The sequence below is a fragment of the Roseofilum sp. genome (assembly GCF_982964205.1).
The window spans coordinates 1-14,275 of sequence record NZ_CEZBFX010000100.1 but is presented as its reverse complement, the minus strand read 5'-3'; the positions used below and the strand labels follow the sequence as shown (position 1 = coordinate 14,275).

Below are 14,275 nucleotides of genomic sequence, written 5' to 3'. Positions count from 1 at the left end.
AGTCGCACTCGCAGTCGCACTCGCAGTCGCACTCGCAGTCGCACTCGCAGTCGCACTCGCAGTCGCAGGCTTGAACGTCTACATTGCCTGGCGAGCGATGAAAGGCGACCCCCGTGATGCCTGGATACGTTCGGCTGCCGTTGCCTTTGCTGCTTGGGGAGGAACCAGCTTTCGCGGTACAACATTAATGGATGTGGACTTTACCGGAGCTAGGCTGAAAAACTGCGATTTCCGTCACGCTCACCTGCTCCGCACCCGCTTCAACAATACCCAAAAACTTGACCTCGCTCGTCCGGGACAAACGCTCCTCGCCAATACCACCGTGCGAAACTTGCTGATTAACCCAGAAAGTGGCTATAAACTCGACCTCTGCAAAGCCAACCTCCGAGGAGCATTTCTAGCTGGAGCGAACCTAGAGAGCGCTAACCTCAAACAAGCTGACCTGAGTGAAGCCGACCTCAGTGGTGCGAACCTGAAAGACGCTAACCTGACTGAATCAACTGCCATCGGCACAAATTTCACCCATGCTTATCTCACGGGTGCTTGCCTGGAAGCCTGGAACATCGAACCTACGACTATTTTTAAGGATGTAGACTGCCAATACATCTATCTCCTGGAACACCCCAACCCACTGGGTAGCCGCGATCGCCGTCCCCATAATCCCGATAAAGTCTTTGCTCCTGGTGACTTTGAGCATCTCTACACTGAACTGATGCATACCATCGAGATCTTACTCAAAGGTGGCATGAACCCCGAAGCATTCGCCGCCGCGCTTCAGAAAGTCATGGAAGAAAATCCGGAGATTACCTTTGACTCCATTCAATCCATCCAGAAAAAAGGTGAGGATGTCCTGGTTACCCTCGAAGTGCCTCCCAAAACGGATAAAGCTCAAGTTGAACAGCACTTTGACGCAGCTTACGTTGCTCGCCTGGAAGTCCAAGCCGAACTCTATCAACTCCATGGACAACAGATGAAACAACAGATGGATGATATCATCGCAAAACTTCCCCTTCTATCGCCTACAATCAATGTAACCAGCAGTGCAGAGAGTAAGGCCATGAGTGATAATCCCAGTATTTCTGTAGGTGGCGACAATAAAGGCAACCTGGCAGGGGGTGACTTGGATGCCAGTGGTGCAGTGCAAAACATTGATAACCAAAATAGCACCCTCACGACGACGCTCAATCAACTTCCGGATATTCCCCCAGAACCGGATAAACCCGACCTGAAAGCGATTCTCACGGAGCTACAAATTGCCATCAACAACAGCGAACTCAACGACGAGGACAAAACCGAAGCCTTGGAGCAACTGAACATTATCGGCGAAGCGGGTCAAAATCCCCAGGATAACGGTTTCCAAAAAGCGGCCAAACGCGCCACCACGATGCTCAAGGGACTGATTACCGGTTTGCCTGCGGCTGCGGGTTTAGTCAAAGCGGTGCAAGAGTTTCTGCCGATGATTAGTGACTTCTTCGACCTGGGTTGAAGGGGGAAGGGGGAATAGGGAATGGGGAATGGGGAATAGGGAATAGGAACATAGGAATTACTCCCTACTCCCCACAACTGACTTAACGTTTCGCCAGTTTCTTGCTCACCTTCCGCAAGCGCACAGATTCTGGAGTCACTTCCACCAATTCATTTGAACCAATATATTCCAGAGCACGTTCCAAACTCATTTGTACTGGAGCTTGCAATTGTACCAGTTCATCCCCAGTCGAAGAGCGCATGTTAGTAAGCTGTTTGGTCTTACAAACATTTAAGTCCAAATCTTGGGGACGATTATGTTCGCCCACAATCATGCCTTTATACACCTTAGTTCCGGGAGTAATGAAAAATAAGCCCCGGTCTTCCGCATTTTTGAGGGCATAAAACGTGGCTGTTCCTTCTTCAAAGGCTACTAAAACCCCATTGCGACGGGTTTCTACCTCTCCCCCTAGGGTGCGATACTCAAAAAAGCTATGATTCATAATCCCTTCACCACGGGTGAGGCGCATAAATTCACCTCGGAACCCGATTAAACCCCGTGCAGGAATCACAAATTCCAGTTGAGCGCGTCCGTTGCCTCCCATTTGCATATCTTGCATTTCACCACGACGTTGGCCGAGGCGTTCCATACATCCACCTACAGAGTCTTCAGGAACGTCCAAAACCAGACATTCGTAAGGTTCGCAGGGTTGGCCGTTGACTTCTCGATAAATAACTTGGGGTTGGGAAACTTGGAATTCGTATCCTTCACGACGCATGGTTTCAATGAGAATACCCAAATGAAGTTCACCGCGTCCAGAGACAAGGAAGGATTCTGGGGAATTGGTTTCATTGATCCGCAGGGCAACATTGGTTTCCAGTTCCCGGAAGAGGCGATCGCGCAATTGACGAGAAGTTACAAATTTTCCTTCTTGTCCCGCAAACGGCGAATCATTCACCGAGAACGTCATCTGCAACGTTGGCTCATCCACCTTAATCAAGGGTAGAGCTTGGGGTTCATTAGGACAAGTAATGGTTTCCCCAATGTTGGCATCGCTAAATCCAGCCACAGCCACAATATATCCGGCTGAAGCTTCTTCCATATCCACACGGGTTAAACCCTCAAATCCCATCAACTTTGAGATTTTTGATTTAACGATTTGGCCATCATCTTTGACTAAAGCCGCTTGTTGATTGGATTTAATCGTTCCGTTGTGAATTCTACCAATCACAATCCGACCTAAATATTCAGAATAGTCTAGGGTCGTAACTTGCAATTGTAGCGGTTTATCCGGATCTCCAACCGGAGGGGGAACATGATGCAAAATAGACTCAAACAGGGGCTTCATATCCTCGCTCTCGCCCTCTAAGTCTTCCTTGGCATAGCCTTGAATACCCGAAGCAAACAAGTAAGGAAATTCACATTGATCGTCATCTGCACCCAATTCGAGAAATAAATCTAAGACTTTATCAACCGCCCCATGGGGATCGGCTTGCGGGCGGTCTATTTTATTCACCACCACAATTGGACGCAGGCCCTTTTCTAGGGCTTTTTTCAGCACAAAGCGGGTTTGAGGCATCGGCCCTTCATTGGCATCCACAATCAGGATACAACCATCAACCATTCCCAACACCCGCTCGACTTCGCCCCCGAAATCGGCGTGGCCTGGGGTATCAACGATATTAATTAACGTATCTTTATAATGAACAGCAGTATTTTTAGACAGAATTGTAATCCCCCGCTCCCGTTCCAGGGTATTAGAATCCATGACACAATCGGGGATTTCTTCCCCTTCGCGAAAAATACCCGATTGTTTGAGCAGAGCATCCACAAGAGTTGTTTTGCCATGATCGACGTGGGCAATGATGGCAACATTGCGAATGGGAAGAGACATATATACCTAAATGCGGTTAACTATAGATTTCTTAACAAGATTAACATGATTCGCCGCCACCGCACCCTCAGTTCTCTGCTCTACCGGCTGCAAGGTGGGGGGATGGGGGAAAGAAGCTCTCACCAAATCAAGTGAAGATTTAAAACAAATCCGGGTAAAATATCTTCTCCGGATAAGCTGGGAGGATGATCTAAAATTTGTTTGTCTTGTCCCTGACGATAAATTTCTACTTGACGGTTTTGGGGATTAATGAGCCAGCCTAACTGAGTACCATTATCCAGATATTCCTGCATTTTGTCTTGCAGGAGTTTGAGGGAATCGCTAGGTGAACGCAGTTCGATGACAAAATCAGGACAAATGGGCGGGAATTTCTCTTGCTGTTCGGGGGTTAACGCTTCCCATTTTGCTAACGGTATCCAAGCTGCATCGGGGGAATAATCCGCCCCTTTAGGAAGTTTAAAACAAGTAGAAGAATCAAACCCTATTCCGGTTCCGTCAGTATCGGTCCAATTGGCTAATTGTTGAGCAATTTTAAAATTCCAGTTTCCCGTTGTTCCTCCAGTGGGTGGCATAATGATTAAGTCTCCTTTAGCCGTTCGTTCTAGTCGCAAGTCACCGTTAGCAGCGCAAAGTTGATAAAATTGCTCATCGGTAATCGAGGCAGTGTCTGGATTATTTAAAATGAATGGGGTCATATTTTGATCTCCGTCAAGGAAAGATTTGAATTCAGAATCCTGGGAAGCTTAATCTTAACAGAATGGCGAAGATTGCCCCCAAGGTAATGTTAATAATATTGACCCATTCATTGGTAAGCCAGCTTATTTTCTCCTGTACGGTTGCTCCGATGACACTTTCGACATTTGTGGCCAAAAATGCCGCCACCAGGCAATAGAGGACACCCAAGAGGCTAATTAGACCTACGAGCCAACCGACCAGGGCAAGGGAGATCGCCCCGACCATCCCGGCTAAGGTTCCCTCCAAACTGACCGCTCCTTCTGTTCCCCGCGCTACCGGTTGCAATGTAGTAATCAGAAATGTCCGTTTTCCATAAGCTTTGCCAACCTCGGAAGCGCAAGTATCCGATAATTTGGTACTAAAACTGGCTACATAGGCTAAACCCAACCATGGAATTAGCTCATCGGGCCCCCCTTGGTCCTGAATAAGCAGGACACCTAAAGCACAAACTGCTCCCACAAAAGCAGACCCCCAGACATTTTCCGGCCCCCTTGCACCAGAGCGTTTTTCGGCGATTCCTTGAGCCTCTTTTTCGGCTAAACCGATCCGAGTTACTCCCGATCCGACTAAGAAATAAAAGCCAACGACTGCATAACCCGGCCATTCCAAGGTTCCCCAGACGAGGACTCCCAAAACCCAAGCATGAATGACTCCCGCAAGGGTTAACAACTTTTTCGGCGCGAATGCGACAATGGTTAATAAGACCGTATTTAGAATGACGGCAACCATCCAGGGATTAGTGAAGATCGTTAAATCAGTCATTGAGGATAGAAGTTTAGGTTATGGATAGCGTGTTATTTCATCTGGCGTTTCCCGTACAAAATCTGGAAGAAACCAAAGCCTTTTATGTGGAAGGTTTGGGCTGCCAAATGGGTCGAGAATCGCGCCATGCTCTTATTCTAAACTTGTATGGCCATCAGTTAGTTGCCCATGTCACTGATGAGCCATTAACTCCACAAGCGGGTATTTATCCTCGTCATTTTGGCTTAGTATTTGCTCAAAAGTCGGATTGGGATCGGCTTTTAGAGCGATCGCAGGATCGAAATTTACGCTTCTTTCAACAACCAAAACAACGGTTTCCGGGACAATTAACGGAGCATTTTACGTTTTTCTTGGCCGATCCGTTTGAGAATTTCCTAGAGTTTAAGCATTACTGCCATCCAGAGGCGATTTTTGGAGCGCAGGAAGTGGAGGCTGTCGGCGATCGGTGAATCCATTAAATATTAAAAGCCGGTTTACAGAATGGGTTTTGGGGTCTTCTAGATTCGGCTATAGCCCGTCCCTATAGGGATTAGGGATCGAAAAAACGCAACAAAACGTTACTTAAGAGCCAATTAAGATTAAGATTTATCACAATTTTATGCAAATCGGCATAAAATCACCCTGATTTTTCAGAGAGATCTAAAGTTAAAGGTAATTTGCACTGCCAGTCAAGTCAATGGACGGTGTGAACACCTGATTTACACCCTGAAAGCGGGTCAAGATCCGATCGCCACTTTGTACAATTTCTTGGCATGGCGGGAAGGACAAGCGGCTACCCCGTCCTTGTTTGAGAGTTCCCAACCTTCGGCTCCCTACATCGATGGAGCTTGCTGTTTAACGATCGCTGACTTGGCCCGATCTCCTACTCTCTTAAGATACAAGGGGCGGGTTTGGGCTTCGCGGACATGAATACGTAATTGATTTGTAGGTATCCTAGATAATGGGTGAAACCTCCCCTACGGGGTTGTGGGTGTGGTTTTGAATTGTGCATCTTTAATAATTGATAGTGATATGACACTTCTATTTCGGAATTCTCGTATTAAACTCTCCCATGGAATCCTGTTTTGGCGAGAAGTGGGTCAGGGAAAACCAATTATTTTTTTACATGGGTCTTGGGATGAGGGGAGTCAATGGGTGGGGGTGATGGAGCGGTTAGGGACAGATTACCAGTGTTTTGCTCCGGATTTACTGGGATTTTCAGAGTCGGATCGGCCAAGTGTGCATTATTCAGTGAATTTACAGATAGAGTGTTTACTGGAATATTGCCAGGCTCTGAAGTTAGATGGGGTTTATCTGGTCGGACATTCCCTGGGGGGATGGATTGCGACGCGCTATGCTTTAGCGCATCCGGAACGGGTGAAGGGATTAGTTCTATTGGCTCCGGAAGGGGTACATGTACCGCAATTAAAAGATCGATGGAAGCAAGCATCTTGGTTCGTGGGGCCGAAATCATTTTGGGTACAGTTCCTGAAAATTTTGTTACCGGTAGCTCGATGGATGGGAAAAGCTAAACCCCTAGAAGCGCTGTTCGAGAAGCGATCGCACTTTCTCCAATTTTTCCCCGCTTGTCAGATGCTGTTTTTACGTAGAGCTAAGGAAATTCAAGCAGAATATGTCCAGGATGAATTGCCCCATCTCACGGTTCCCAGTTTACTGCTCTCTGGTCTGTCGAGCCATAACGGGCATCCAGAAATTGACCCCCTATCCCAAATCTATAGCGAACGAATGCGGAATTTGAAGGAGCAAACCTTACCAACTGGCGCTCCAGATTGGCCGCGCAGCCATCGGGATGGGGTGGCTCAAGCCATTCGCGAGTTTATTGAGGCAATCGAAACCCCAGAAAAGCGATCGGAGGACTTGACATAAGAAAATGAAATCCACAATAATAGTAGATTGTGCGATCGCTTGAGAGAAAGACCCTTGGCTAACGTTATCGTAATTGGTGCCCAGTGGGGCGATGAAGGAAAAGGAAAAATCACGGATCTCCTGAGTAAATCAGCAGATGTCGTTGTTCGCTATCAAGGCGGAGTCAACGCTGGACATACAGTTGTTGTCCAGGGCCAAACCTTCAAACTGCACCTGATTCCCTCTGGTATCCTCTACCCCGATACGGCCTGTATCATCGGTGGCGGCACAGTAATCGATCCCAAGGTACTCATCGGAGAAATCGATCAACTCCATCAGCTCAATGTCTCTACAGAGCAGTTGATGATTTCTGAAACCGCCCACGTTACGATGCCCTACCACCGGCTCATCGATCAAGCTTCAGAAGAAAAACGGGGAGAACACAAAATTGGAACCACCAAAAGGGGGATTGGCCCCACCTATAGCGATAAGTCTGAACGCACGGGTATTCGTATCGTTGACTTAATGCAACCAGACATTCTCCGCAAGCAACTGCAATGGACGGTTGAGTACAAGAATGCCCTGATTGAAAAGCTCTATGACTTACCGCCCCTCAACCCCAAAGAAGTCATTGAACAATACTTAGAATATGCTGAACGGTTGCGCCCCTATGTGGTGGATAGTTCCCTGAAAATCTATGAAGCCATTAAAAAGCGCCACAATATCCTGTTTGAAGGTGCGCAAGGAACACTGCTTGACTTAGATCATGGAACCTATCCCTATGTCACCTCCTCCAACCCCATTGCAGGCGGTGCCTGTGTCGGTGCAGGAGTTGGACCAACGGTGATTGACCGGGTGATTGGGGTTGCTAAAGCCTATACTACCCGCGTAGGTGAGGGGCCCTTTCCCACAGAACTGAACGATGAAATCGGTAAAGAATTAGGCTCTATAGGAGCTGAATTTGGTACGACTACCGGTCGTCCCCGGCGCTGTGGTTGGTTTGATTCGGTGATTGGTCGCTATGCCGTGCGCATTAATGGACTCGATTGTTTGGCCATTACCAAGCTTGATGTTCTCGATAATATTGATGAAATTAAGGTCTGTGTAGCCTATGAAGTCGAGGGCCAACGGTGCGAGAATTTTCCCACTAACGCCCGGATTTTTGCCAAATGTAAACCGATTTATGAAACGATTCCAGGGTGGAAACAATCGACTGCTGAGTGCCGAACCTTGGAAGATTTGCCGAAAGCTGCCTTAGATTATCTCAAATTTCTAGCAGAACTGATGGATGTGCCAATCGCGATTGTATCCCTGGGAGCCAGTCGCGATTGCACAATCATCGTTGAAGACCCCATCCACGGGCCCAAACGGGCCTTACTTGATGCTAATGGTATTCCAGTAAAGACCAATACTAACTAACTGTCAGTTGGTCTAAATCTGGCCATGGCTTGAATTCAACCTGAGTAAAATCAACACTGAAACAGACATTATGGAACTTACTATTGAGTGTCACCAAAGAGAAGCGGGAAGCAAAGCCAGAGCCTTACGCCGTTCTGGATTAATCCCAGCTAATTTGTATGGCCATAAGGGCAATGAATCGATTTCTTTAACCGTGGATGATAAAACGGTTCAGAATTTGCTTAAAAGTGCAGTGGTAAACAATACCCTGATTAATGTTAATATTCCGGAACTCTCTTGGAACGGCAAAGCTCTCCTGCGGGAAGTACAACGGCATCCTTGGAAAGGGTTTCCCTATCATCTGAGTTTCTTTTCGATCGCCTCTCAGAAGAGTGTAGAAGTCGATGTACGCTTAAACTTTGTCGGAGAGGCGATCGGGGTGAAACAATCTGGTGGCTTACTCGATTCTCCCCTGAGTGAAGTTCGGGTTCAATGTCCTCCCGATCGAATTCCGGAAGTGATTGATGTGGATGTGACAGATTTGGCTGTTGGCGGTTCTCTAGCAGTTAAAGATCTAAATGTCCCCGAAGGAGTCAAAATTATGGCGGAACCGAAACAGTTGGTGGTTACTGTTTTGGCTTCTAGGGTGACTCGGAAAATGGCGGAAGACGAAAATCAAGGTTAGAGGGTTGTTCTTATACGACCCGATTGGGGCGGATTACGATTCGCCCTTTTTTGTTGTGCTACGCGCTTTTAGGGAGTCGGGAGTGAAATAGGCAGTAGGGAGTCAAACAAAAGTTTTCCCTCTTGTCTCTCCTATTCCCTTTTTGAATATAAGGAGTATCAAGAATTAGCATGAGTAATCAATTGGATGTTTTTGGTGTCGGTAATGCGTTGGTGGATGTGCTGGCGTTGGTCGATGACTCGTTTATTACTGAACAGGCCCTAGAGCGCGGAGTGATGACTCTGGTAGATGCCGAAGCTCAGGGGAAAATTCTGGGAGGACTCCAGCGAGATAGCCTGAAATTAAGGTCTGGAGGATCTGCGGCCAATACGATGATTGCGATCGCCCAAAGTGGCGGTACAGGGTTTTATACGGGTAAAGTCGCCCAAGATGAAAACGGCGAGTTTTATGCCCAAGATATGAAAGCAGCAGGAATTGAATTTGAAGTTACTCCAGCTCCTATTGAAAATGGCCCTACAGGCACTTGTGTGGTCTTGACAACTCCCGACGCAGAGCGCACCATGTGTACCAATTTGGGTGCTTCCACTACCCTCTCCCCCAGTGATATTGATGTGGAGAAGCTCAAACGCTGTCAATATAGCTATGTGGAAGGTTATCTCTGGACAGGAGATGATACCCGAAAAGCAAGCATTGAAACCATGGAGCAGTCTAAACGCCATGGCGTGAAAGTGTCCTTTACCCTTTCTGATCCGTTTTTGTTGCACAGTTTCCGCGATGATTTCCGCAATGTGGTCACTGACTATTGCGATGTCCTGTTTTGCAATGCGGATGAAGTGCGTCAGTTTTTAGACTTGAAAGATTTGGAGGCTTGCGCTCAAAAGGTCGGAGAACTCGTCAATCTTGCCTTTATTACGGATAGTGATAAGGGCTGTTTAGTGGTCGAAAATAAACAAATCATTACGGTAGAAGGGTTTCCTGTCAAACCTCTAGATACCGTAGGTGCAGGAGATGCCTTTGCTGGTGGTGCCTTGTATGGACTAACTCATGGGTATAGTGCCCCACAAGCGGCTCGTTGGGGGAATTATCTGGGATCGGCGATCGTTCAGATCCAAGGCCCCCGGTTAGAAAAAGCCCCCGTTGACCAGATGGCAAGCATTCTAGGAGCTTAGGCATCCTTTCCAAATTCTGTAGGAGCGGGTTCTTTACCCCCTTATAACCCGCCTTCACTCGACAGTAATATCAAATCCTTAGATGTGTGCTACGGATGATTGACACGGGGACACGGGGATGGATGTGTAGCGTGATTTTTGCGATTTGATATTACTTCATTTGTTCTGTTTTTCCAACTCGAGACACTCTTCTGGAGTTTAAGAAAAACCCCTAGGATTGTCAACGATCATCTACGAAAACACCGAGTCCATCGAGTCCTCCGCCAGATGAGAGTAAACCCTAAGACTCCCCAGACTCCCCCCAGCAGTCCTAGAGGTTGTGGGCTTGGTTGCTTGGGGATTTCAGGGGAGCTGATAAAGGGTTGGGTAATCGATGAGACGATATTTAAGTTGATCGGTTGTTGACTTCCTAGGGTAACCGTTGGGTTAGTCGTTGGAGCCGTGGGCGGTTTTTGGACACTACCTTGAGTGATATTAAGAGCTACACTAAAGCCAAAGAGGGTTAAAACACCATAGAGACTGGCTAATCCCAGCGATCCCCAGGAGAGGAACCGTAACCAATAGAGGTGAATGCGGGACACATATCCTTGTTGACGGTAAAAGACGAGGATTAATCCAATGAGGGGCATCCAGACGATATCGATTAACTGATGGGCTAGATCGAGGCGATCGAGGGTAGAACTAGGGTGGATGTGGATCAGGTATTCTACTGTTTTGAATAGGGTCAGCACCAATAAACCATATCCTCCCCATTGCAGTAATTCATAGGATTTTTCTTCCACTCGACTCGAGAGGTATAGCCCATCTCGTGAGTTAGGAAAGGTTTGTGAGCTGGGGATTTCTGAGTCACTCGGTAGGGTGTGATAATGGTTTTCTAGTTCGGCTAGTAGGGTTTTAGTTTCACTGTATTGGGGAAGGTGGGGAGCTTGGGAAAAGAGATCGAGAGCAACTTGATAACTGGCGATCGCAATTTCACAATACAAGCGATGATTTCCTTGGGGACATGAGGCAATCAGTTCTGCAAAGCGACAGAGTGTTTTGGCTAAACTCACTGCTGTGGTGGATTTTGATGTTGTCCCTTTTTCCGTTACCCAACGAGTTAATTCTTGGGCAAAGTCGGAGTTGAGTAAGCTGGCGTTACTTTCTAACAACGGGTAGATGGCTTGGCGATCGCCTGGATTGTTATGGATGGCTTTGAGCAATTGACGCAACAGGGACTGTTGCTGTTGGGAGCGGCTATCAGTTTTCATGATCACCAAGAGAGAATAGGAGAGACTATAGAGGACTTCAAAATCACAGGGTCAAACTCCACAAATCATAGCAATCTCTAGGCCAAAATTCTCATTTTTCTAATGATTCTCAGATCCTGCCCTGGGAACGACTAACCAGGGTTATGCGATCTCCGAGTTGTCGCAGTAGCTTCGCCAAGTCTGGATCTTTCTCCCGTCTCTGCCCCACTTTATCACAGCTATACATAACCGTTGTATGGTCTTTTCCTCCAAATTCTTCTCCAATTTTAGGCAAACTCAAGTCTGTATGTTGACGCATCAGATACATGCCAATTTGACGGGCTTGACTAATTTCTCTGCGTCTTGAAGTGCTTTTTAAATCCTCTGGACTCACCTGAAATTCTTCCGCAACTACAGCAATAATCACATCGGCAGAAACTTCACCATTAGCAGCCGGTGGATTCAAGACCGGCGCGATATTTTCTACCGTCATCGACAATCCCGAAATCGACATATAAGCGACTGTCCGGATTAATGCCCCTTCTAATTCCCGAATATTCGATGTATAATTGGTAGCAATATATTCAATTACAGCTTGGGGTAAATTTAAATTTTCATACTCTGCCTTTGTTTGCAAAATTGCCATTCGCGTTTCTAAATCAGGGGGTTGAATATCAGCAATTAATCCCATTGAAAACCGGGAACATAAACGCTCTTGAAGTTGAGGCATTTGACTGGGAGGACGATCTGAGGCTAAAACAACTTGTTTTCCCGCTTCATGTAAGGTATTAAAGGTATGAAAGAATTCTTCTTGAGTCGATTCTTGACCTTCAATAAATTGAATATCATCCACTAATAAAACATCGGCGGTCCGATAGTGATCGCGAAATCCTTGACGACTATCTTGACGGATAGCTGTGATTAAATCATTCGTAAATTTTTCAGTCGAGACATAAAAAACTTTAGCATCTGACCTGATTTTCAACCGATAATGTCCAATAGCTTGCATGAGATGAGTTTTCCCTAGACCCACACCTCCATACAGAAACAAAGGATTAAAACTCAGTGGATTATCTCGTCCCGGAGATTCAGCAACTGCTAGAGATGCGGCATGAGCCATACGATTATTGGAACCCACCACAAAATGCTCAAACACGTATTTAGGATTAAGTTCGGTGGGTTTTGGATAAGTATAAGTTTTCGGAATAGCAGGATTTGAAGACCACAATAGATTCAAGCTTTCTGAGGACTTTTCTTGATTAGCAACCTTTATTTGGATCGTCACTGAATGACCTACAATTTCTTCTATAGTCGTGTTAATAATGTTTATATAATTGGCTTGAAGCCAGTTGCGAGCAAATAAATTCGGAGTTTCCAAAATCAGGCAATTTTCTTTCAAGTCAATTGCCATCGCTGTTTTAATCCAAGTCTCAAACGTTGGCTGACTTAGTTTTTTTTCAAGTCGATCCAGAACTTGAGTCCACAGGCTATCGAGGGAATTTTCCACAGTTCACTCTCCCAATTTATGGACTAGACAACAGAAAAAATGATTCTAGAAGATTGAAATCTAAGTAACCTAGAAAGGTAATCCTTTAGGAGTTAATTACCACTAACCCATTTTCACACAGACTATCTAGCAACTTTTTATTCTGATGGAGTTAGGCGTTTCTTTAAAGAATTAGCTCTTGTTTTAGCTGTTTTATTGTTTGGATCAATCTTCAGAGCCTGATCGTAGCTTTGTAACGCTTGCCTTATCAAATTCTTTTTTTCGTAGGCAAAGCCTATGTTATTGAACGCAATAACATAGGCTGGAGCCATCTTTAGAGCTTCTTTATACTGTCGAATCGCCAAATCATATTGCTCTTTAGCGACATAGGCATATCCTAATGCGTTATACACCAAAGCACTTTCTTGCTCGGGAATATCATCACACTTGAGTGATTTTTGAAAGAGTTGAATTGCTTGGCTATAGAGCTTTTTATCAGAATAAAGACAACCCAGCTCATAGTATTCCTGGGCTGTCCCTTTGTTCGATTTCAGTTTTTTTTGCAATTGGGAAAATACAGCTTCGGAACGCCGAGTTTTCAGAACTTGACGAAAGATAAACCAAGCTGAGACAGCAAGCAAGATTAGAAATATAGAAAGATAAGCGATCGGCAGTGAAGTTTCCATCAGAATCTATGTTGGTATCCTCTCCTGTTATTGTACTGCGTAAGAGGCAATATCCAATACCTAGTTTCCTCTTATCATCAACTGTTTTTCCTCTTATCTATCAGTCTCCTCACTCTGTTTCCAAAACTATCTAGGCACTCTTTTGAGTGGCTAATTCCACTACTTTACTAAATCCTTGAGGATCGAGAATAGCCATCTCTGCTAACATTTTCCGGTTAAGCTGGATATTTGCTTTTTTGAGATTACCCATTAGCTTACTATAGCTCACTCCGTTTTGACGAGCGGCTGCATTGACACGGACAATCCACAGACGACGAAAATCACGCTTACGTTTACGGCGATCTCGGTACGCATTCCGCAACGCCTTCATTACTTGTTGATTGGCTGTCCGAAAGAGTTTAGAATGAGATCCACGAAACCCTTTAGCGAGCTTTAAAATCTTCTTACGGCGTTTCCGAGCAACATTACCCCGTTTGACTCTTGGCATAATCGTTTATCCTAACTTGATTGAGTTGAACATCTGAACTAGATTTGGTGGGACGAAACTCCCTTAAAGGTAAGGCAACATTAAGCGGACATTTTCTTCATCTCTCTCACATACTGTTGTGATCTGAGAAAGCCTACGCTTGCGAGTTGTACTCTTATGCTCAAGCAAGTGATTCTTATTCGCTTTACGACGTAGAACCTTACCACTTCCTGTAACTCTAAATCTCTTAGCTGCTGCCTTGCGGGTTTTTAATTTAGGCATACTCTATTCCTCCTCCATTCAATTAACACAATCTCTTAGTGTAGCAGAAAATCATACAAAAATGAATTAAAAAGCCAAAAAACGAACAAGCCCCTTTATCAATAAAGGGGCTTGTTTGAAAAATGGACCTGGCACCGAGCTATTTTGCCCAAGGGTGACCCCCAAAGTATCGT

The 14,275-nt window shown here is 45.8% G+C and carries 15 protein-coding genes; 7 read left to right on the top strand and 8 right to left on the bottom strand.

The genetic code is table 11. The features are described from left to right. A partial coding sequence (locus tag AC3A14_RS19250; RefSeq protein WP_487779107.1) for a pentapeptide repeat-containing protein occupies positions 1–1,486 on the top strand: 1,486 nt, incomplete at its 5' end. An 82-nt stretch (positions 1,487–1,568) separates the two neighbouring features. Here AC3A14_RS19250 and typA read toward each other — a convergent pair. The 3 genes from typA to AC3A14_RS19235 form a co-directional block, all read right to left on the bottom strand. Next, positions 1,569–3,359: a translational GTPase TypA gene (typA, locus tag AC3A14_RS19245; RefSeq protein ID WP_318701278.1), complete on the bottom strand. Its 1,791-nt coding sequence runs from the start codon at positions 3,357–3,359 to the stop codon at positions 1,569–1,571. Positions 3,360–3,478: 119 nt separating this feature from the next. Continuing rightward, complete coding sequence (locus AC3A14_RS19240; protein WP_318701279.1) at positions 3,479–4,054, bottom strand: Uma2 family endonuclease; 576 nt, start codon at positions 4,052–4,054, stop codon at positions 3,479–3,481. Positions 4,055–4,085: 31 nt separating this feature from the next. Next, positions 4,086–4,856: a TIGR00297 family protein gene (locus AC3A14_RS19235; RefSeq protein WP_318734702.1), complete on the bottom strand. Its 771-nt coding sequence runs from the start codon at positions 4,854–4,856 to the stop codon at positions 4,086–4,088. 20 nt (positions 4,857–4,876) lie between these two features. On the opposite strand from AC3A14_RS19235, the gene AC3A14_RS19230 reads away from it, so the two are divergent. The 6 genes from AC3A14_RS19230 (at position 4,877) to AC3A14_RS19205 (ending at position 9,953) form a co-directional block, all read left to right on the top strand. Further along, positions 4,877–5,305, top strand: coding sequence for a VOC family protein (locus AC3A14_RS19230; protein WP_318701281.1), 429 nt, complete (start codon positions 4,877–4,879; stop codon positions 5,303–5,305). A 166-nt stretch (positions 5,306–5,471) separates the two neighbouring features. Next, positions 5,472–5,765, top strand: a complete 294-nt coding sequence (locus AC3A14_RS19225) for a COP23 domain-containing protein (protein WP_413039133.1) — start codon at positions 5,472–5,474, stop codon at positions 5,763–5,765. Between the two features lie 102 nt (positions 5,766–5,867). Then, positions 5,868–6,722, top strand: a complete 855-nt coding sequence (locus AC3A14_RS19220) for an alpha/beta fold hydrolase (protein WP_318734705.1) — start codon at positions 5,868–5,870, stop codon at positions 6,720–6,722. Between the two features lie 54 nt (positions 6,723–6,776). Next, positions 6,777–8,120, top strand: coding sequence for an adenylosuccinate synthase (locus AC3A14_RS19215; protein WP_318734708.1), 1,344 nt, complete (start codon positions 6,777–6,779; stop codon positions 8,118–8,120). A gap of 70 nt (positions 8,121–8,190) precedes the next feature. Beyond that, entirely contained in the window at positions 8,191–8,784 is a 594-nt protein-coding gene (locus AC3A14_RS19210; protein WP_318734711.1) for a 50S ribosomal protein L25/general stress protein Ctc, read from the top strand. Between the two features lie 170 nt (positions 8,785–8,954). Continuing rightward, positions 8,955–9,953: an adenosine kinase gene (locus AC3A14_RS19205; protein WP_318734714.1), complete on the top strand. Its 999-nt coding sequence runs from the start codon at positions 8,955–8,957 to the stop codon at positions 9,951–9,953. Between the two features lie 227 nt (positions 9,954–10,180). On the opposite strand, the gene AC3A14_RS19200 is transcribed toward AC3A14_RS19205, so the two are convergent. The 5 genes from AC3A14_RS19200 to rpmI form a co-directional block, all read right to left on the bottom strand. After that, positions 10,181–11,203: a hypothetical protein gene (locus AC3A14_RS19200; protein WP_318734716.1), complete on the bottom strand. Its 1,023-nt coding sequence runs from the start codon at positions 11,201–11,203 to the stop codon at positions 10,181–10,183. Positions 11,204–11,312: 109 nt separating this feature from the next. After that, positions 11,313–12,689 carry a chromosomal replication initiator protein DnaA gene (gene dnaA / locus AC3A14_RS19195; RefSeq protein ID WP_318734718.1) on the bottom strand — a complete coding sequence of 459 codons (1,377 nt, stop codon included), beginning with the start codon at positions 12,687–12,689 and terminating at the stop codon, positions 11,313–11,315. Between the two features lie 137 nt (positions 12,690–12,826). After that, complete coding sequence (locus AC3A14_RS19190; RefSeq protein ID WP_318701290.1) at positions 12,827–13,354, bottom strand: tetratricopeptide repeat protein; 528 nt, start codon at positions 13,352–13,354, stop codon at positions 12,827–12,829. Positions 13,355–13,484: 130 nt separating this feature from the next. Then, positions 13,485–13,841, bottom strand: coding sequence for a 50S ribosomal protein L20 (rplT, locus tag AC3A14_RS19185; RefSeq protein WP_318734719.1), 357 nt, complete (start codon positions 13,839–13,841; stop codon positions 13,485–13,487). Positions 13,842–13,904: 63 nt separating this feature from the next. Next, positions 13,905–14,102 (bottom strand): 50S ribosomal protein L35, encoded by a 198-nt coding sequence (gene rpmI / locus AC3A14_RS19180; protein ID WP_318701291.1) that lies wholly within the window; start codon positions 14,100–14,102, stop codon positions 13,905–13,907. Positions 14,103–14,275 lie beyond the last annotated feature (173 nt).